The sequence below is a fragment of the Sphingobium sp. SCG-1 genome (assembly GCF_002953135.1).
Lineage (GTDB): Bacteria > Pseudomonadota > Alphaproteobacteria > Sphingomonadales > Sphingomonadaceae > Sphingobium.
In genome coordinates this window covers 660687-679613 of record NZ_CP026372.1, presented here as the reverse complement: position 1 = coordinate 679613, position 18927 = coordinate 660687, and the positions used below count along the sequence as shown (strand labels likewise).

General features: G+C 62.1%; 19 protein-coding genes. 13 read left to right on the top strand and 6 right to left on the bottom strand.

Going from position 1 to position 18927, the window contains the following annotated elements; translation table 11 throughout:
• Nucleotides 1-31: 31 nt before the first annotated feature.
• Complete coding sequence (locus C1T17_RS03050; RefSeq protein WP_104954966.1) at nt 32-1150, bottom strand: NAD(P) transhydrogenase subunit alpha; 1119 nt, start codon at nt 1148-1150, stop codon at nt 32-34.
• Between the two features lie 69 nt (nt 1151-1219).
• Complete coding sequence (locus C1T17_RS03045; RefSeq protein WP_104952159.1) at nt 1220-1345, bottom strand: aa3-type cytochrome c oxidase subunit IV; 126 nt, start codon at nt 1343-1345, stop codon at nt 1220-1222.
• Nucleotides 1346-1522: 177 nt separating this feature from the next.
• Here C1T17_RS03045 and C1T17_RS03040 point away from each other — a divergent pair, with 177 nt between their 5' ends.
• A complete protein-coding gene (locus C1T17_RS03040; protein WP_104952158.1) occupies nt 1523-2938 on the top strand; it encodes a sigma-54-dependent transcriptional regulator in 1416 nt (471 codons plus the stop codon).
• Nucleotides 2939-2992: 54 nt separating this feature from the next.
• Nucleotides 2993-3628 carry a hypothetical protein gene (locus C1T17_RS03035; RefSeq protein ID WP_104952157.1) on the top strand — a complete coding sequence of 212 codons (636 nt, stop codon included), beginning with the start codon at nt 2993-2995 and terminating at the stop codon, nt 3626-3628.
• A 6-nt stretch (nt 3629-3634) separates the two neighbouring features.
• Here C1T17_RS03035 and folP read toward each other — a convergent pair whose 3' ends face one another.
• Together folP and C1T17_RS03025 are read right to left on the bottom strand one after the other, a co-directional pair.
• Nucleotides 3635-4759 (bottom strand): dihydropteroate synthase, encoded by a 1125-nt coding sequence (gene folP / locus C1T17_RS03030; protein WP_189338473.1) that lies wholly within the window; start codon nt 4757-4759, stop codon nt 3635-3637.
• Nucleotides 4760-4802: 43 nt separating this feature from the next.
• Nucleotides 4803-6326, bottom strand: a complete 1524-nt coding sequence (locus C1T17_RS03025) for a M23 family metallopeptidase (protein ID WP_104952156.1) — start codon at nt 6324-6326, stop codon at nt 4803-4805.
• Between the two features lie 233 nt (nt 6327-6559).
• Between C1T17_RS03025 and C1T17_RS03020 the strand changes: the two genes are divergently transcribed.
• The 7 genes from C1T17_RS03020 to C1T17_RS02990 all read left to right on the top strand — a co-directional run bounded on the left by C1T17_RS03020 (nt 6560) and on the right by C1T17_RS02990 (nt 13041).
• On the top strand, nt 6560-9148 hold the full coding sequence (locus C1T17_RS03020; protein WP_104952155.1) for a helicase-related protein: 2589 nt from the start codon (nt 6560-6562) through the stop codon (nt 9146-9148).
• Nucleotides 9141-9440 carry an RNA-binding S4 domain-containing protein gene (locus C1T17_RS03015; protein WP_104952154.1) on the top strand — a complete coding sequence of 100 codons (300 nt, stop codon included), beginning with the start codon at nt 9141-9143 and terminating at the stop codon, nt 9438-9440. Before C1T17_RS03020 ends, C1T17_RS03015 begins: the two co-directional genes overlap by 8 nt.
• 96 nt (nt 9441-9536) lie before the next feature.
• A complete protein-coding gene (fdxA, locus tag C1T17_RS03010) occupies nt 9537-9875 on the top strand; it encodes a ferredoxin FdxA (RefSeq protein WP_104952153.1) in 339 nt (112 codons plus the stop codon).
• Between the two features lie 253 nt (nt 9876-10128).
• On the top strand, nt 10129-10659 hold the full coding sequence (locus tag C1T17_RS03005; RefSeq protein ID WP_104952152.1) for a CarD family transcriptional regulator: 531 nt from the start codon (nt 10129-10131) through the stop codon (nt 10657-10659).
• Between the two features lie 150 nt (nt 10660-10809).
• Complete coding sequence (locus C1T17_RS03000; RefSeq protein ID WP_104952151.1) at nt 10810-11553, top strand: head GIN domain-containing protein; 744 nt, start codon at nt 10810-10812, stop codon at nt 11551-11553.
• Between the two features lie 43 nt (nt 11554-11596).
• Complete coding sequence (locus C1T17_RS02995) at nt 11597-12292, top strand: GIN domain-containing protein (RefSeq protein ID WP_104952150.1); 696 nt, start codon at nt 11597-11599, stop codon at nt 12290-12292.
• A 173-nt stretch (nt 12293-12465) separates the two neighbouring features.
• Nucleotides 12466-13041: a hypothetical protein gene (locus tag C1T17_RS02990; protein ID WP_104952149.1), complete on the top strand. Its 576-nt coding sequence runs from the start codon at nt 12466-12468 to the stop codon at nt 13039-13041.
• Nucleotides 13042-13052: 11 nt separating this feature from the next.
• Here the strand turns inward: C1T17_RS02990 and C1T17_RS02985 are convergent, their stop codons facing one another.
• Nucleotides 13053-15158, bottom strand: a complete 2106-nt coding sequence (locus C1T17_RS02985) for a RelA/SpoT family protein (RefSeq protein ID WP_104952148.1) — start codon at nt 15156-15158, stop codon at nt 13053-13055.
• Between the two features lie 135 nt (nt 15159-15293).
• Here C1T17_RS02985 and C1T17_RS02980 point away from each other — a divergent pair, with 135 nt between their 5' ends.
• The 4 genes from C1T17_RS02980 (at nt 15294) to C1T17_RS02965 (ending at nt 18440) form a co-directional block, all read left to right on the top strand.
• A complete protein-coding gene (locus C1T17_RS02980; RefSeq protein ID WP_104952147.1) occupies nt 15294-15779 on the top strand; it encodes a winged helix-turn-helix transcriptional regulator in 486 nt (161 codons plus the stop codon).
• A gap of 74 nt (nt 15780-15853) precedes the next feature.
• Nucleotides 15854-16951 (top strand): sensor histidine kinase, encoded by a 1098-nt coding sequence (locus tag C1T17_RS02975; protein ID WP_104952146.1) that lies wholly within the window; start codon nt 15854-15856, stop codon nt 16949-16951.
• Nucleotides 16948-17748, top strand: a complete 801-nt coding sequence (locus C1T17_RS02970; protein ID WP_104952145.1) for a LytR/AlgR family response regulator transcription factor — start codon at nt 16948-16950, stop codon at nt 17746-17748. The genes C1T17_RS02975 and C1T17_RS02970 overlap by 4 nt, the downstream gene beginning before the upstream one ends.
• A 29-nt stretch (nt 17749-17777) precedes the next feature.
• Nucleotides 17778-18440 carry a glutathione S-transferase family protein gene (locus C1T17_RS02965; RefSeq protein WP_104952144.1) on the top strand — a complete coding sequence of 221 codons (663 nt, stop codon included), beginning with the start codon at nt 17778-17780 and terminating at the stop codon, nt 18438-18440.
• A gap of 9 nt (nt 18441-18449) precedes the next feature.
• Here the strand turns inward: C1T17_RS02965 and C1T17_RS02960 are convergent, their stop codons facing one another.
• A complete protein-coding gene (locus C1T17_RS02960) occupies nt 18450-18887 on the bottom strand; it encodes a GtrA family protein (protein WP_223262765.1) in 438 nt (145 codons plus the stop codon).
• Nucleotides 18888-18927 lie beyond the last annotated feature (40 nt).

Here is an 18927-nt window from a genome sequence, read left to right as displayed (position 1 = left end):
ATCCGGAACTCCCCGGATTGCGCCCTTGTTTCTACAGAAGTCGTTCGTTCACGACCTTCCCGCCCTGCGTCAGGCGGATGGCGTTGCCGATTTCCTCGTCCAGTACCGGCGCGTTTGTTTCCTTGTCCCAGAAGGCGGACAGGAAGTTGTAGAGGTTGCGCGAGAACAGGGCCGAGGTATCAGCGGCGACGCGCGAAGGCACGTTGCGATGGCCGACGATCTTGACGCCGTGGCGTTCGACCACTTCGCCCGCGACTGCGCCTTCGACATTGCCGCCTGCTTCTACCGCGAGATCGACGAGAACGCTGCCCGGCTTCATCGAAGCGATCTGCGCATCGCTGATGAGTCGCGGCGCCGGGCGACCCGGAATCAGCGCCGTGGTGATGACGATGTCCTGCTTGGCGATATGGCTGGAAACCAGCTCGGCCTGCGCAGCTTTATATTCGTCGGACATTTCCGTGGCATAGCCACCCGAGCCTTCGCCCTCTATGCCTTTGACGTTCTCGACGAAGATCGCCTTCGCGCCAAGGCTTTCGATCTGCTCCTTGGTCGCGGAGCGCACGTCCGTCGCGGAGACCTGCGCCCCGAGACGGCGGGCCGTAGCGATCGCCTGCAGCCCCGCAACGCCCACACCCATGACGAACACACGCGCGGCGGACACAGTGCCTGCCGCCGTCATCATCATCGGGAAAGCGCGGTCATATTCTGCCGCCGCATCCAGAACGGCCTTGTAGCCGGACAGGTTCGACTGCGACGATAGGATGTCCATCGATTGCGCGCGGGTAATACGCGGCATAAATTCCATCGCCAGCGCCTCAAAGCCCGCAGAAGCGTAGCCATCAACACGCGACCGTTCGGTGAACGGGTTGAAGCTAGCTGCGACCAAAGCGCCCGGCTTTGCATTGCCGATGCTTTCCGCCGGTGGAGCCTGGACCGCCAGGACGATATCCGCATTGGATACGGCCGTAACCCGATCCGCTACCGTCGCTCCCGCCGCGGCATACGCATCATCACCGATGGATGCCGTAACGCCAGCCCCCGATTCGACGGCAACCTCCGCGCCGAGTGCAATGAACTTCTTTACGGTCTCAGGCGTGCCGGCAACGCGGCGCTCCCCTGCTGCCTGTTCCTTGACAATGACTATCTTCAACTGCATCCCCCCTGCTGTCCCGGCCTTCCTTCGACCGGCTGTTCAGCCCAATTTATTGATCCGTGTCATTCAGGTCGAGATGAGCAGAACGACGACGGCCGCTAACCCGACGCTGACGATCGTGCCCCACTTCATGAAGCTCAGAAAGCTGGAATAGGTTTGCTCAGCGTTCTTGATGTTACCTTCGGAAGCCATATTTGCCCTCTTAGTGTTCAGCCATTGGGCATCCTCTTACTCACAACCTTCTCCCCCCTCAACCCTGCCTGGGGCCAAAGAATTATGTGGGAGGCTTAATCGCGTCTTTACCCCGCATTGCTACTGATGACGCCCTGTCAGAAGTGAGGGGAATACGGTTTGCGTGACGACACGCCCATGCTGTTGCTGATCGATGACGAGCCTGCCCAGCGGCGGCTTGTCGGCGCATTGGCGGCGCGCGCAGGATGGCGCACGCTGTTCGCCAACGATGGCGAAATGGCGCTGGCGACACTCGGCACGCAGGACGGCATGCGGCTGGACGCCGTGATGATCGATCAGTGGAGCCCGGATTACGATCCTACCGATCTGGTGCAGGATATAAGGGAACAGCGCCCTTCCCTGCCGATATTGATCCTGACCGCGCATAACAGCGTCGCGGTGGCCGTACATGCCATGCGTGCGGGGGCGACCGACTATCTGTCCAAGCCTATCGCACCGGATCAGTTACTCGCCGCGTTGAACGCTACGCTCAGCGCCGCGCCGGACAGCCGGGAATTGCGGCCATTGACGGAGAAAATCTCCGCGCCGCTCGCTTTCGAGGAAATCGTCGGGTCGGCCCCGCAATTCCGGGCCGCACTGGCCGTCGCAGCGAAGGCCGCACGCGCGCGTATCCCCGTGCTGATCGAGGGCGAAAGTGGCGTCGGCAAGGACGTGATCGCGCGCGCCATTCATGCCGCCTCGCCGCGCTTTCGCCAACGCATGGTAGCCGTCAACTGTGGCGCGATTCCCGCCAACCTCGTCGAATCGGAGTTGTTCGGGCATGAGCGCGGCGCATTTACCGGCGCATTCGACCGGCAGTCGGGCCGCTTCCTCGATGCGGACACCGGCACCATCTTCTTGGACGAAGTATGCGAATTGCCGCTCGATGCGCAGGTCAAGCTGTTACGTGTCTTGCAGGATGGCGAGGTCCAGCCGCTCGGCGCGCGTATGCCGATCCACGTCGATGTACGTGTGATCGCCGCGACCAATCGCCGACTGCTGGACGAAGTGGAGGCCGGGCGTTTTCGCGAAGATTTGTATTACCGTCTGAACGTCGTGCAACTCACCATTCCGCCGTTGCGCGAGCGGTCAGGCGACATTCCGGCGCTGGCCCGTCATCTGCTGGCGCGTATAGCCATGCAGCCGGGTTTGCGGAGCCTCGGTATCACCGGAGAAGCGGTCGCCTTGCTGATGCGGCACGACTGGCCGGGCAATGTGCGGCAATTGCAGAACGCCCTGTTCCGCGCCGCCGTGCTATGCGAGGGCGACGCGCTGACGCCGCAGGATTTCCCGCAGATCGCCGCGCAGATCATGATACGCCAGAAGGGCAGCACAACGCCTGCGCCGCGTGTCAGCGATGGCGAAGCGGCGGGCATCACCCTGTTCGAGATGGATGGCCATGTCCGGCAACTGGCCGACATCGAAGCGGACGTGGTGCGGCTCGCCATCGGCCATTATCGCGGGCGCATGAGCGAAGTCGCACGCAGGCTCGGGATCGGGCGTTCGACGCTATACCGGAAGCTCGCCGAACTCGGGATCGACAGCGCAGCCTGATACGCTTGCCGCTCTGCGGTTGAAATCATGGGCACACTATGCTTTGGCTGTGGGATGAAGACAGCCCTCCCCTGCCTCGCTTTCCTCCTCTTCGTCACGGCTTGCGGACGGCAAGAGGCAGTGTCCGAAGTTCCCGATAGTCAGGAACTCGCAGCGGCGGCCAAGGCAGCCGCCGACAACGCCGCAGAACGCGCGGGCGCGAACGAAGCTCAAGCCGCCGAAGTGCGCAATTACGTCAATCAGGCGCGCGGCTTCTCGATCACCTTACCCGAAGGCTGGGCGCGTAACACCCAAGCGACGACGGCCGACGGCATCGTGTCGGAAGATCCGGGCGCCGGCGCGGACATCCGTGTATTCTGGTCCGCCAATGCCGACGACAAGGACTTGCAGCAGGTCGTCGAGGCGATGAACACGCGTGCCGAGGGTGTCGATGGCGATTTCGTCGGGGAAAGCGAATATCGCGGAACAGCGAACGATGGCGAAGGCAACAATATCGCCGTGCGGCTGGTCCGGAAGAAGGACGGATCGCTGGTAAGCGCGACGTTCGTATACCCCGAACTGCTGAGCGAGCAGTATCAGGGGATCGCGCAGCAGACACTCGACAGTCTGCGCGTGTTCGATGCCGGCACATCTAAGGCCGCTCCGGAAGCGGCAGGCAACGCAACCAACGCCAGTAACGCCTCCAATTAGCGCAGGCTATCCAGCGGCGGCGAGCGCGGTGTCGCGCAGGCCACGCCAGATGTGCAGCGCCTGAACGGTTTCCGGCACATCATGCACGCGCACCATCTGCGCGCCGAGTTCCGCCGCTTTCACAGCCAGCGTAATCGAACCGCCTAGCCGGTCCGACGCAGGCGCTTCGTTCGATAACGCACCGATCATTCGCTTGCGACTCCCGCCGAAGAGCAAAGGAACGCCCAAGGCGGAGAACAGCGCGAGGCGATTTATCAGCGTCAGATTGTCCGTCAGCGACTTGCCGAAACCCAGGCCGGGATCAACGATGATCTTGTCCCGCGCAATTCCCCCCGCCTCGCAAGCCGCGATCCGCGCCTCCAGCCATTCGAACACATCGGTCGCCACATCAGTGTAACCGCCGCGATTCTCATGCGGGTCGTCGCCGGTTGAAGGCGCATGCATCAGGATGACGGGGCATCCCGCTTTGGCGACCACATCCATGCTGCGCGGGTCGTGCAGCAGCGCGCTGATGTCGTTCACCACCGAAGCGCCCGCAGCCAGGGCCGCCTCCATCACCGCCGCCTTGCGCGTATCGACGGACACCGGGACGCCAGAAGCCGCCAGCCGCTCGATCACTGGGACAACGCGTGCGATCTCGTCGCCCTCCCAAAGCCTTTCGGCACCCGGACGTGTCGATTCGCCGCCGACATCCACCAGCGCCGCGCCTGCCGCTGTCATCGCGAAGCCTGCGTCCGCCGCCGCCGCCGCGTCGCCGACATGTTTGCCGCCATCGGAGAAACTGTCCGGCGTCAGGTTCAAAATGCCCATAACTTGCGGTGTATCGAGCCGGATCGTTCGCGCGCCGAGTTGAAGCGGCTGCCGTGGCGCAGCGATATTCGCAGCGAGCCTTGCGAGGCGCTCCGACAGCGGCTCCGATTGTTGCGATACCCAACCGGCGAACTCTTCCACGCTAAGCTGACGGCGAAGTGGAGGCATATTCCGACGTATCGCGACGACTTCATAGCTCTGAAACCAGAGGAGACTATTGCCGATCCGCGCGGTGCGGCCGTCCAGCCCCACTGGCGTATCGACAAAGCCGACCGGCCGTAAGGTGAGGCGGGCATCGTCGGGGATCTGGTCAGTAATCATGACACCTGCGCTAGGACGATTAGGCGCGATGGGGAATCCCCGATCATCCGCCCGTGGCGGAGCCGTCCTTCGGCATCGCTTGCGCCGCCAGTCCCACCCGCAGCGACTTCAACGACGCCAAGCGGGCGCGGAAAGCGGCAAGGTCACGCCCTGCAAGCTGCGCAGTCGTCGTGAAGCTGACGGACGAGGGGTTTACCGTCTGGCCGTTGCGGTAAAGTTCATAGTGAAGATGAGGCCCGGTCGAGAGGCCGCTGGAGCCGACATAACCGATCACCTGACCACGCCGGACCTGCTGCCCCGGCGTCGCCGCGATCCGGCTCATATGGGCATAGCCCGTGGCAATTCCGCCGCCATGCCGCAGCTTGACGTAATTGCCATGGCCGCCGTGACGCCCGGCATATTCCACGATGCCATCAGTGGCGGCATAGACCGGCGAACCGTAAGGCGCGGCGAAATCGATGCCTGCGTGCATGCGTGTAAAGCGGAGAATTGGATGACGGCGCATCCCGTAACCGGACGTGATACGGCCCGAGACAGGTTGCGAGAGCACGCCCCGGCGTTCGCCGACGCCCGATGCCTCGAACCACTCGGTGCGGCCGCCGGTCGTCCACTTCAGCATATCAATATTCTTGCCGCCCGCCCGCTTGAGGCCCGCATACAGCAAGTCCCCGACCTCGACGTCGCCGGTTTCGGCCCGGCGATGCGCGACGATCATGTCGTAGCGGTCGCCAGAACTCAGTGCACCGATCGATATCTGCTGTGAGATCGTCCGCAGGAACGACTGGATCGCCTTGGGCGGCGCACCGGCGGCGCGGGCCGAGCGATAGACGCTCTCGCCAACAGTGCCTTGGATGCGCAGCGGCGTATCATCGACGTGGATGGGAATGCGCTGCGCCTGCAACGCGCCGTTGACGCGCGTCACGTCGATGGCGAGATCGAGGCGCGCGCGGAAGGAAAGGCTCTCTAGCGGACGCGGCATCGTGCGGCTGGTGCGGCGACCAAGCGTGATGTCGAGGCGCGTGCCGGGCTTTAGCGCATCGCCCATGTCGAGGCCCGTCAATCCGATGACGCGGCCTGCATCGGCGCTGCTGACACCAGCACGAGAGAGCGCCCGAGCGAAACTGTCGCCATTGCCGATCTGCGTCGTGAGTTCGATCTGCGGGCGTTCAGGCGTTTCGCGCAAGGGCGACACGGCGTCAGTCGCGCCCATGTGACGGCCGCTGTCTGCGCCTAGGGCAAGTGGCGTGATCGTCTGGCTGCGGACCTCATCGAACTGCCGCGCATCCATGACGGGATCGGAAGCGCCCGGGATCGGCGCGAAACCCGGCGAGAGGTAGATCGCGCTGGCACAGAGGGCGGTACAGGTCGCAAGGCCGCGGAACCAGGTAAGGCTGCCCACGCGCTGGCCCAGATCGGGCACCAGTTCGACATCCTCGGCCCAGTCCTTGAGCCGCATGCGCCAGTCGCGCGAATCATGCAGAGGTCCGGGGTTGGCGACCGCGCCAGCCAGCCACAGGGATGCCGTAGCACCGCCCTGCGACGACCCGAACTCGTTCTTCTGAAACAACCGGCATCCCCCGGGATGTGTTCGCTGTCACTGACCCCGCGCCGTGACATTGGCATTCGCGTTGTGAAGACATAAGGTTAAAGTCAATTTAAGACCCTTGGAAAGCCCGAATTTCTGCGGCCAACCGTTCTTTGCGACCGCTGAACTACAAAAGAATTGTGGAACCTGCTTTTTCTGCGGCTGTAGCGGACTTCGGCTCTTGTGCCCGCGCATCGCTTGCCCGACATAAAGTCATGGCCCAGTTCGCCCGATCCGCCGTGACTGCTGTCCTTGGCCCGACCAACACCGGCAAGACTCACTTGGCCGTCGAGCGATTATGCGGCCATTCCAGCGGGATGATGGGCTTTCCCCTGCGCCTGTTGGCGCGCGAAGTCTATGAGCGGGTCGTCGCCATCAAGGGGCGCGAGAGTGTCGCGCTGATCACCGGCGAGGAGAAGATCTGCCCGCCCAAGGCGCGCTATTTCCTTTGCACCGTCGAGTCGATGCCCGTGGAGGGCGACTATGCATTCGTAGCGCTGGACGAAGCGCAACTGGGGTCCGATCCCGAGCGGGGCCATGTGTTCACCGACCGTCTGCTGCGCGCACGCGGTCGGGAGGAGACGATGATCCTTGGCTCCTCGATCATCGCGCCGCTGGTCCGCAAGCTGGTGCCGGACGCGGAAATTATCGGCCGTCCGCGTTTCTCGACGCTGAGTTATGCCGGTGCGAAGAAGCTCTCGCGCCTGCCGAAGCGCTCCGCCGTCGTCGCCTTCTCGGCTGAGGAAGTCTATGCCGTGGCCGAGATGCTACGGCGGCTGCGCGGTGGCGCGGCGGTAGTGATGGGCGCGCTTTCGCCGAGCACGCGCAATGCGCAAGTGAAGATGTTCATGGAGGGCCAGGTCGACTATCTGGTCGCGACCGACGCGATCGGCATGGGGCTTAACCTGGATGTGGCGCATGTCGCTTTTGCGTCGTTGCGCAAGTTCGACGGACACCGCACCCGCCGCCTGTCGATCACCGAAATGGCGCAGATTGCGGGGCGCGCTGGGCGACATCATCGCGACGGCACCTTCGGATCGCTCGGCGGCGAAGGCAGCGACTCTGCGTTCACGCCAGAGGAAATCGAGGCAATCGAGGAGCATCGCTTTCCGTCGCTCGACTTTCTCTACTGGCGCGACGGCGCGCCGCGTTGCGACACGCTGGAAGGGCTGATCGCCGATCTGGAAGCACGCCCGGAGGTGCCCGAACTCCGCGCCGCACCGCAAGCCGTCGATCTCTCGGTCCTGAAACGCATGGCCGACGATCCGCTGGTGATCGAGCGGGCGCGGAACCGGCAGCAGGTGCGGCGTCTTTGGTCCGCTTGCGGGCTACCCGATTTCCAGAAGCTCGGCGCGGATCATCATGCGCGGATGGTCTCGCGGCTCTGGCGCTTTCTGTCCGAGGGGCAAGGCTACATCCCCCGCGACTGGTTCGCGCAACACATCGCGGGGCTCGATACGGTGCAGGGTGACATCGACACGCTCTCAGGCCGAATCGCGGCGGCGCGGACATGGTCGTACATCGCGCACCGCCCCGACTGGCTCGAATATCCGGCCGAGATGGCGGAGCGGACGCGGGCGCTGGAAGAGAAGCTGTCGGACGCGCTGCATGCCGCGCTCACACAGCGCTTCGTGGACCGGAGGACGGCGGTACTGCTGCGCGATATGGGGCAGAATATCTCGCAACTACCGGTCACAGTGGACGAAGATGGATCGGTCAACATGGACGGAGAATCGATTGGACGGCTTGACGGATTTCGTTTCTCGGTCGATCCCGATGCCCGTGGAGAGGACCGGCGCATGTTGCTGGCAGCCGCAGAGAAACGACTTGGGGCGATATTGCGCGTGAAAGTGGACGAATTACTGGCGGCGCCCGATGCCGCTTTGGTGCTGGCGCCGGGCCAGGGCGACATGCCGACGATCCTTTGGGATGGCGTTCCCGTTGCCACCCTGCACAATGGCCAGACGCTGATGACGCCCGAATTGCGGCTGGATCGCGGCCTGCTGGGGCTGGGGCAGGATGTGCAGAAGCGCGTCGCTGACCGGCTCGGCGCATGGATGACCGCGCAGAAGGAGCGCCACCTTCTGCCGCTGGTGAAGATGGCGGCGGCGGCGAGCGATCCCGAGGTCGTGCCCGTGGTGCGCGCCGTATTCGCGCAACTGGCGGACGCCGGCGGGATCATCGAGCGAGTCGAGATCGACGAGGCGCTGGCGCATCTCGATAAGGATCAGCGCTATATTCTGCGAAAGTCCGGCATCACCGTGGGCGTGCTCGATATCTTCCATCCCGGCCTGTTGAAGCCGGGTGCCGCACTCTGGCGGATGGCTTTGATCGCCGCGCGTAAGGGTACGCCGATGCTCCCGCTGCCCCCGGCTGGCGCGACGTTGCTGGCGCTGGAGGGACGCGATGCCGAAGCGGGCGCGCGGGTTGCCGGGTTCCGGGGCTTCGGCCCGCAGTTCGTGCGGATCGACATGGCAGAACGCATGGCGCGGGCGGCGCATGAGACCATCGCCAAGGGTGAGCCGTTCCATGCCGCCGATCCCCGGATCGTGTCGCTGGGATTGCAGGAGCCCGGCTTCCTGCAATTGATGCGGGCGGCGGGTTTTCGTCCCGTCGAAGGGGAGGAAGGCAAGCCAAACTGGGCATTCCGCGGGCGGCAGAAGGCGAAAGCGCCGGAGCGGCAGCCACGGAATAGCAACACCGGGCTGCGCCCGGCGCAAAAACCTGCGCCTGCCGCCGCGCCTTCCCCTTCGGCAGGCTCCGCCTTTGCAGGACTTGCGGCGCTACTGGGGCGCAATGGCTGAGCGGGCCCTCAGCATGGGCGCGAGCAGCCCGACGCTTCGGATCGACAAATATCTCTGGTTCACGCGCCTGGCGAGCAGCCGTACCAGCGCGCAGAAGCTGGCGGAGGAAGGGCACATCCGGATCAATGGCCGCAGGGTCGAGCGATCCCATACGATCGTCCGTGCGGGCGACCTCATCACCTTCCCCTATGGGCAGAAGGTGCGCGTGGTGCGCGTCAGTAGCTTGCCGCAACGGCGCGGTCCCGCTCCGGAGGCGCAGGCCTGCTATGAAGAAATAGTTGTCGGCGGCTGACACAAAGCAGTGCCGCGCATCGCCCTATCCTGTTGACGCAGGGCGAGGCGACGCATAGCAGGGCGCAATCCGAATTCGGGAAAAAAGGCCCCTGCAATGACCTACGTCGTGACCGACGCCTGCATCCGCTGCAAATATATGGATTGCGTCGAAGTATGTCCCGTCGACTGCTTCTACGAAGGCGAGAACATGCTGGTCATCAACCCGAGCGAATGCATCGACTGCGGTGTGTGCGAACCTGAGTGCCCTGCCGAAGCGATCCTTCCCGATACCGAGAATGGTCTTGAGAAGTGGCTGGAGCTTAACACCAAATTCTCCGCCGAGTGGCCGAACATCACCGTAAAGGGCGAAGCGCCTGCTGATGCCGACGCCTTCAAAGATGAAGAAGGCAAATTCGAGAAATACTTCTCGGCAGAACCCGGTTCGGGCGACTGACATTCGCGAGAAGTTCGGGTGAGCACTTAGTATATTAACTCTCCTGCGACGCTCGTACCGCTTTATAATGCGCGGGCTGGTAATTTTGTTGTGAATCTGCTATATGCTTCGCAGCAGCGGGCGCCGTCGCGTCCGTGTGGAGTGAAATCGTCCCATGATCTTAAGGTGACGTTGCGGAATTCGCCGCATGTATGCCCGTATTACATGCAGCTGCGCGACACCGGTTTCTCCTGTTGTGATGGAAAGGTTCCAAATGGCTGCCAAAGCGCTGTCCTTTGACGTTGGTGATTATGTCGTTTACCCCAAGCATGGCGTTGGCCGTGTAGTCGAACTGCAGAAAGAGCAGATCGCGGGCATGGAGCTGGAGCTTTATGTACTGCGTTTCGAAAAAGAGCGCATGACGCTCCGCGTGCCCACCAATAAAGCCGAAGGCGTGGGGATGCGCAAGCTTTCCTCCAACAAGACGCTCGAAGAAGCGATGGATACTCTGAAGGGCAAGCCGAAGGTCAAGCGGACCATGTGGTCACGCCGTGCGCAGGAATATGAAGCGAAGATCAACTCGGGCGACCTGGTGTCGATCGCCGAAGTGACGCGCGATCTGTTCCGGGCCGACGATCAGCCTGAGCAGAGCTATTCCGAGCGCCAGATCTTCGAAGCGGCGTCGAGCCGCCTTGCCCGCGAACTTGCGGCAATGGAAGAGACGGACGAACCGGGTGCGCTGAAGAAGATCCTGCAGATCCTTAATGAAGCTGCACCCAAATATAACAAGGAAAAGGTCGACTGAGCCCACTAGGGCAAATGCGACACTGGAAGGGCGTCCTGCGAGGGGCGCCCTTTTTCGTTGCGGGAGCCTGAGGACCAGGCTGCCGCTATTTCCACTTTGCACCGAACAGCCTTTCTGTATTATGCGGGCAATACAGTTGGGAGATGAAGAATGTCCAGAAGCCTGCTCATGAGTCTAGCGCTTCCCCTTTTGCTGGCGAGCCTGGCGGGCTGCTCGGTGAACATCAAGGGCGATGACGGGATCGAGAATGGCGTCGCCGCGACGAGCGATCTCTCAGGATTCAAGAACTTCAGCGGCATCGAATCGGCAGGCCCGGACAATGTGATCGTGACGGTCGGACCTGCGTTCAAGGTCACGGCGGAAGGTGACTCAAAGGTTCTGGAACGCATTGAAATCGGTGTGGACGGCGGCACCCTCAAGATCGGGCGAAAAAAGGGTCTCAACACGTTATGGAGCGTGAGCGACAAGGGCGCGACGATCCGTGTTGCCATGCCCGCGATCGAAAAAGCTGCGCTGACGGGGTCAGGCGACATGCGGATCGGCACGGCCAAGGGGCCGCGCCTGACGCTCTCGCTCACCGGGTCCGGCGACTTGACCCTGGGCGGCGGAACATTGGAGAACCTGAAGGCAGATCTTACCGGATCGGGCGCAATGCGGCTCGCCGGCGCGGCACGTGAGGTTGAACTCGCCGCCACCGGATCGGGCGATATCGACGCTTCGGCGCTGAAAGCGGGCGGCGGAAGCATCGACGTGTTGGGATCGGGCGACGTGAGCCTCAATTCCGGCGGCGCGGTGTCGATCGACATCATGGGATCGGGCAATGCGACAGTGCGCGGCGGCGCGAAGTGCAAACTTTCCGTGATTGGCTCTGGCGAGGCGAATTGTTCGGATTAGGGTTAACGCGGTGGTGATAAATGCTGTGCGATCTAGGCGCATTATGATCCGCTTCGCTTTTCTCCTGCCCTTGCTGGCAGCGTCCGCGCCCGCTGCCGCCGCGACGCAAGGCTATACGATCACACGCTTCGACAGCATCCGGGTGGATGCTCCGGTCCGGGTGTTCGTCACGACCGGCATGGGCGTGACGGCCAAGGGCGATGGCGACCGTGATGCGCTGGACCGCGTAGACATGCAGGTATCCGGCAATCTGCTCGTCATCCGGATGAAGCCGCGACGGCCCGAGGAGAAGGGCGGCGGCGGGCCAGTGACATTGCGGTTGTCGACTGATGATTTGCGGCGGGCGACGCTGACCGGTGGCGGATCGCTGACGATCGACAAGATGCGCGGGCAGCGTGGTGACATCATGCTAGGCGGCGGCGGCGATATAAGCATCGGTGCCGTAGCGCTCGATCAGGTCAGCGTGCTGCTGTCCGGTGCGGGGCGCGTCACGCTAGCGGGCAAGGCCGGGCGCGCGGACATGCGGGTGTCCGGGCCGGGCGTGTTGACGGCCGACGCGCTCGTCTCGCGCGATGCCAGGCTGGTGAATGAGGGGACGGGGAGCATCAGCGCCACGGCTTCGGCGACAGCGGACGTCAGCGCGTTCGGGTCGGGCGATGTGCTGGTGCAGGGCAAGGCAGCGTGCACTGTGAAGCACAACGGCGCGGGCCGAGTGCTGTGCGGCGGCGAAGAGCGGTAGCGCACCCTCCCACAAAAGCACGCGCCAATACAGACCGACATAAACCCTTGTTAGGGAACGTAATCCCGCGCACGCGATTGTCTCTCCTGATTCACAGCCGCTCGTTCGGAGACGGGCGGGCGCCGGCTTTGGAATGATGCTCCAGCGATGAAGCCAGAGGGAAAGGAGAGAAAATGAACGCCATCACCAACATCTCACGTGCCCATCAATCAGGGGACGCCTCCACCCGCAATACACCAAGTTCGATGACGCAGCCCGAACGGCTGGCGCGGTTCCTTGGCTGGTTCAGCGTCGGCCTCGGCGTTGCCGAACTGGTGGCGCCAGGGCGCATTACCCGAGCGCTTGGCATGGAAGGCAAGGAAGGGCTGGTGCGCGCTTATGGTGTGCGGGAGCTTGCCGCCGGGGTGCCGACACTATCGCTCGATCCGAAAGCCGGGCTGGTCAGCCGTGTGCTGGGCGATGGCTTGGACCTCGCCACGCTGGCAACGGCGCTGCGGCCGACCAATCCGAAACGCGACGCCGCTCTCATCGCGATGGCGATGGTGGTCGGCATCACCGTACTCGATATCATCGCGGCGGCAGGTGTCGCCAAGGCGCAGAACCGGACCAAGAAGCTGGTGGACGAGTATCGCGTCATTCCGCCCGCGTCGCAGGATGTGAGATCCTCGCGCGGCACAACCCGCAGCGATGTCGAAACGCCGCCTATTCAGCGCGCCGAAGAGGACGCGGCGACAACACTGCCGAATTAAGCGCCGTCCTCTTAGACCCGATCTGCCTGCACCACGATATCGAGGGACCGCAAGGCTGAGATAATGCGCATTAAATGCTGCGCGTCACTCACTTCCAGATCGATGATATCGGTGTGGAACGGTCCCTCGCGATTGACGAGCTGCAAGTTCAGGATGTTCGCCTTGTTCGCGCCGAAGATATTGGCGACCGAAGCGAGTGCGCCCGGCTGGTTCTTGACGATAATCGAGAGACGCGCGGTGCCGCCCTTCGACTTGGCGTCCCAGTCGAGATCAACCCAGTCGGCATCCTGACTGTTTTCCAGCATCTTGCAGTCAATCGTGTGGACTTCGATCGGCACGCCGACTCGGCGCAGGCCTACGATGCGGTCGCCCGGCACAGGGTGGCAGCATTCGCCCAACACATAGGCGATACCGGGCGTCAGACCCCGGATCGACACGGCTTCATGCTGGCGCGGGTGCGCTTCCTCTGATCCCTCCGCTGTCGTGGAACCGGGAATGAGGGCTTCCATAACTTCGGCATCGGTGACGCGATGCGTCGCGATCGCGATCATCAGCGCTGCGCGGTCTTCCAGCTTCAGGCGCTTGAGACCCGCGTTCATGCCCTTCTCGCCGATCTCTACCGGCAGGCGGCTGGCGATTTCCTCGTACAGCTTTTCGCCCAGCGCAATCTGCTCCCCGCGCTGCTTATTGCGGATATGGCGGCGGATCGCGGCGCGCGCCTTGCCAGTGCCGACAAACGTCAGCCAGCCGGGCTGCGGCTCCTGCCCGTCGGACTTAAGGATCTCAACCTGATCGCCATTTTCGAGGCGCGTGCGCAGCGGCACGACTCGCCCGTTGACCTTCGCCCCGACTGTCTGGTTGCCGAGGCGCGTGTGGACAGCATAGGCGAAATCGACTGGCGTCGAACCCTTCGGCAACTGATGCAACTCACCCTTGGGACTGAAGGCGAAGATGCGGTCCTGATACATCGCCATGCGGGTATGTTCGAGAAGTTCGTCGGCGTCCTGGCTCTGTTCCAGGATTTCGACAAGATCGCGCAGCCAGGCCGCTTGCGCGTCCGGCTTTTTTTCCGAGCCATGCGTGGACTGCTTATAGGCCCAATGCGCGGCAAGGCCGAACTCGCTGTTGTGGTGCATGTCCTTGCTGCGAATCTGGATTTCGATACGGGCGTTTTCGTCGTGGATCACGGTCGTATGGATCGACCGGTACCCATTGCGCTTGGGCGTCGAGATGTAATCCTTGAAGCGACCGGGCACCATCTTGAACTTCTGGTGGATCACGCCGAGCGCGTGATAGCATTCCTCCGTGCTTTCCGTGATGACGCGGAAGGCCATGACGTCGGTCAGTTGCTCGAAGCTGATATGTCGTTCCTGCATCTTCTTCCAGATCGAGAAGGGATGCTTCTCCCGGCCTGAGACCGTCACGCGCACGTCGTTGCTGCCGAGCAGTAGTTGCAGGCCAGCGGCGATGCGGGCAACCTTGTCCTCGCCGCCTTCCTTCAGTTGCTCCAGACGCTTGGTGATGCTGTCATAGGCTTCGGGTTCGAGTTCGCGGAAGGCAAGAAGCTGCATCTCGCGCATGAAATCATACATTCCGATCCGCTCGGCGAGCGGCGCGTAAATGTCCATCGTCTCCTTCGCGATGCGCTTGCGCTTGTCCGGGTTCTTGATGAAGTGCAGCGTGCGCATGTTGTGCAGCCGATCGGCGAGCTTCACCAGCAGCACGCGGATGTCGTCCGACATGGCGAGCAGGAACTTGCGCAGATTCTCCGCGGCGCGCTCGTTTTCCGACTGCGCCTCGATCTTGCTGAGCTTGGTCACGCCATCGACCAGCCGCGCTACATCCCTGCCGAATGCGCTCTCGATCTCTTCATACGTGACGAGTGTGTCTTCTATCGTATCGTGCAACAACGCAGTCACGATCGTCTGATCGTCGAGATACAGGTCAGTCAGAATGCCTGCAACTTCGATGGGGTGGCTGAAATAGGGGTCGCCGCTCGCGCGTTTTTGACTGCCATGCTTCTGAACGGAAAAGACGTAGGCACGGTTTATCATTGCCTCGTCCGCATCCGGATCGTAGCTTTTCACACGTTCAACAAGTTCGTACTGACGTAACATGACACCCGTTGTGCGGTGTTGCCTCTGTTACGCAACAAAAAATTACCATTTTGGGAGGTTAATTCCCGATCAATGTGCGCGAATGTATAAATTGCTTTTTGCAACCCGCCGCGAATCGGACTAACATAGCTGGTTATGATAGAGAAGCTCGACGAGGTCTTTGAGGAGTGCCCGTTTCCCAACGCCCTTGAAGCGATGGGGGAGCGCTGGTCTTTCATGATCTTGCGTGGGGCGATCAGTGGTCTCAAGCATTTCGAAGAGTTCCAGAGCAATCTTGGCATTGCCCGCAACATTCTAGCCAATCGCCTGACCCGGCTGGTCGAGAAGGGTATATTACTGCGCGAGCCGATGAGTTGCGACCGGCGCAAGGTTGAATATCGCATGACTCAGAAGGCGAAGGAACTGGCGCCGATGATGGTCGCGCTGCGCCAATGGGGCGAAAAATGGGAGTGCTGCGCTCATTCCAAGCCTCAGCTATGCGACACGCGCGACGGCAAGCCCATTAAGCCCGTTAAGATCTTCGCACATGACGGCCGCGAACTGGCCATGGAGGATCTCGTCTGGGTATTGCCCAACGGCAGCCGCGTCCCCGAAGATGCGGACAAGACGTTAGCGGCCTGATCCTGCCAACAGGCGTCGAAGAAGGATCATGAGGAGCCTTCTCGATCCGGGTAAAAGCCGCTAAGTCTCGGCCCATGTCGGTCAATCCCCTTCAGCCGCAGCCGTTTTTCGCGGACAAGAACCGGGCCTTCTGGAACCTGCAATCGCTTGGCTGGCTCGGCACTTTCGTGCTTCGCGGTGCGTCGGGCGTAGCGAACGGGCAGGAGTTATCGTTCCTCGTCCCAGTGCTGATCTCCACCATATCGGGCTATTCGGTGACGTTGCTGATGGCCGTCATCTTCCGCAACCTGCTCCAGCAGCGGCCGATCGTGACGTGGGGCGTCTCGATCATTTCGGTGGTAGCCGCCGCTGCCCTGTGCGCTTTTATCGATGCATGGGTGTTCGCGACGCAGAACCAGTCGAGCGCGACGGCGGGGCTGCAACTCTTCCTTGGTGCTTTCTATCTGACGGTGACCCTGCTCGGCGCATGGTCGGCGCTCTATTATGCGATCAACTTCTATCTGACGGTGGAGGAGCAATCCGACCAGTTGCAGCGGCTGGAATTACAGGCAAGCAACGCGCAGCTCGCCATGCTGCGCTATCAGCTCAATCCGCACTTCCTGTTCAATACGCTCAACAGCATCTCCACGCTGGTGCTTTTGAAGCAGACCGACCGCGCCAATGCCATGTTATCGCGCCTGTCCTCCTTCCTGCGCTACACGCTGATCAACGAGCCTACCGCGCAAGTGACGCTGGAGCAGGAGGTCGAGACGCTGAAGCTGTACCTGGAGATCGAGAAGATGCGGTTCGAGGATCGCTTACGTCCCGCGTTCAGCATCGATCCCGCGGTGGCTCATGCCAGGCTCCCGTCGTTATTGCTTCAGCCCCTGGTTGAGAATGCCATCAAATATGCCGTGACGCCCAAGGAAGAAGGCGCGGAAATCACGGTCGTGGCGCAGCCTGCCGGTGAAAACGTCCGGATCGTCGTGTCCGATACCGGTCCGGGATTGAATGAAATCGCGCCTCGGCCAAGTCTCTCGACGGGCGTGGGATTGGCGAATATTCGTGACAGGTTGTTTCAGGCCTACGGGGAACGCCACAGCTTCGAAGCGCGTTCCACGCCCGGCGGCGGTTTTTCGGTCACCATCGAAATGCCGCTGATTACGGAAGATCCAATGAAAGTGGCCGCATGACAATCAGAACAATCCTCGTCGATGATGAGAGCCTTGCCATACAGGGCATGCAGCTCCGCCTCGAACCGCATGAGGATGTGGAAATCATCGAAACCTGCCAGAATGGCCGAGAGGCCATCCGCGCGATCAAGACGCATAAGCCCGACCTCGTCTTCCTCGACATACAGATGCCCGGATTCGACGGTTTTTCGGTGGTGCAGGGCATGATGGAGATCGAGCCGCCGCTGTTCATCTTCGTGACGGCCTATGCCGATCATGCGATTCGCGCGTTCGAGGCGCAGGCCGTCGATTATCTGATGAAGCCGGTGGAGCCGGATCGTCTCGCCGATGCGCTGGATCGCGTGCGCCAGCGCCTCAATGAAAAGCGTCAGGTGCAGGAAGTCGAGCGGCTGCGCGAAGTATTGGCCGAAGTCGCACCCCAGGCGATGAGCGACTTCGCGCCAGAGGAAGACGGTCACGCCGCCAGCCGCTATGAGAAGCTCATCAACATCAAGGATCGCGGGCAGATCTTCCGCGTCGATGTCGACAGCATCGAGCGGATCGACGCGGCGGGTGACTATATGTGCATCTACACCGCCGACAATTCGCTGATCCTGCGCGAGACGATGAAGGATCTGGAAAAGCGCCTCGATCCGCGCAATTTCCAGCGTGTGCATCGTTCCACCATCGTCAACCTCTCACAGGTGCGGCAAGTGAAACCCCACACCAATGGCGAATGCTTCCTGGTGCTGGACAGCGGCGCGCAGGTGAAGGTCAGCCGCAGCTACCGCGACGTGGTGGCGCGTTTCGTACATTGATGCTGCGCTGATAATCGGGGGAGAAGAGAATGGCCGAATTGCAATTATTTGGGCACCCCTTCTCCTCCTATTGTCAAAAAGCGATCATCGCTTTCTACGAAAACGACATCCCGTTCACGCTCCGCATGGTTTCGCCCGACGAGCCGGATAATGCTGCGGAATGGGCGGAGGTATGGCCGATAAAGCGGTTTCCGGTTCTTCAGGATGGGGAACAGGTGCTTGCCGAAGCCAGCATCATCGTCGAATATCTGGACATCCATTATCCGGGGCCGGTTCGGCTGATCCCGGAAGATCGTGATGCGGCCTTGCGAGTGCGAATGATGGACCGTTTCTTCGACAACTATATTTCCACGCCGCAACAGAAGATCGTGTTTAATGCGCTGAGGCCTGAAGGCGAGAAGGACGAGCCCGGCGTGCGCGATGCGCGTTCACTGCTCGATACCGCCTATGCCTGGCTGGACGATGCGATGGCGGGCCGGACATGGGCGTGCGGAGAGACGTTCACGCTGGCCGATTGCGGCGCGGCACCGTTCCTTTTCTATGCGCACTGGGTGCATCCCGTGGCGGATCGCTTCGCCAATGTCCTGGCCTATCGTGCAAGATTGCTGGAGCGGCCATCCTTTGCGCGGGCCGTGGACGAAGCTCGACCCTATCGTGGGTTCTTCCCACTGCCAGTCCCGGAAGCCGATTAGCAACCGAGCTTACCGGAACACCCACTGTCGGTTCAGCACGAACACGCAGGCCGGCGTCAGGGTCATCATCGCAGGGATCGGTGTCCATTCCGGCCAGCCGATCCGGGTCACGCACAGCCACACCCATAGCGCATTGAGGGCGAGGCTGATCGCAGACACCGCGACGAAGCGCGGCGCGCGAGTGGCGCTGCGGTTCTGGCGCGCCTGATCCCGGAAGGTAAAGGCGCCATGGAGAACATAGCCGGCGCTGACTGCGGCGACATAGCCCGCCAGATTGGCGAGTTGCGGATGCACATTCGCGATAGCCGCCAACGTCCAGTAGATTACGGACTGAATGGCAGTCACGGTGAGGCCGATGAGGCCATAGCGCACGATCTGCCAGAACAGCGCGCGGCGTTCGGGCGGAAGCGCGTCCAGCGTCGCAGCGGCCTTCTCCATGATTTTCATCGACACCCCTTTGCGCTTTGCCCGGCGCGGTCTAATCCCG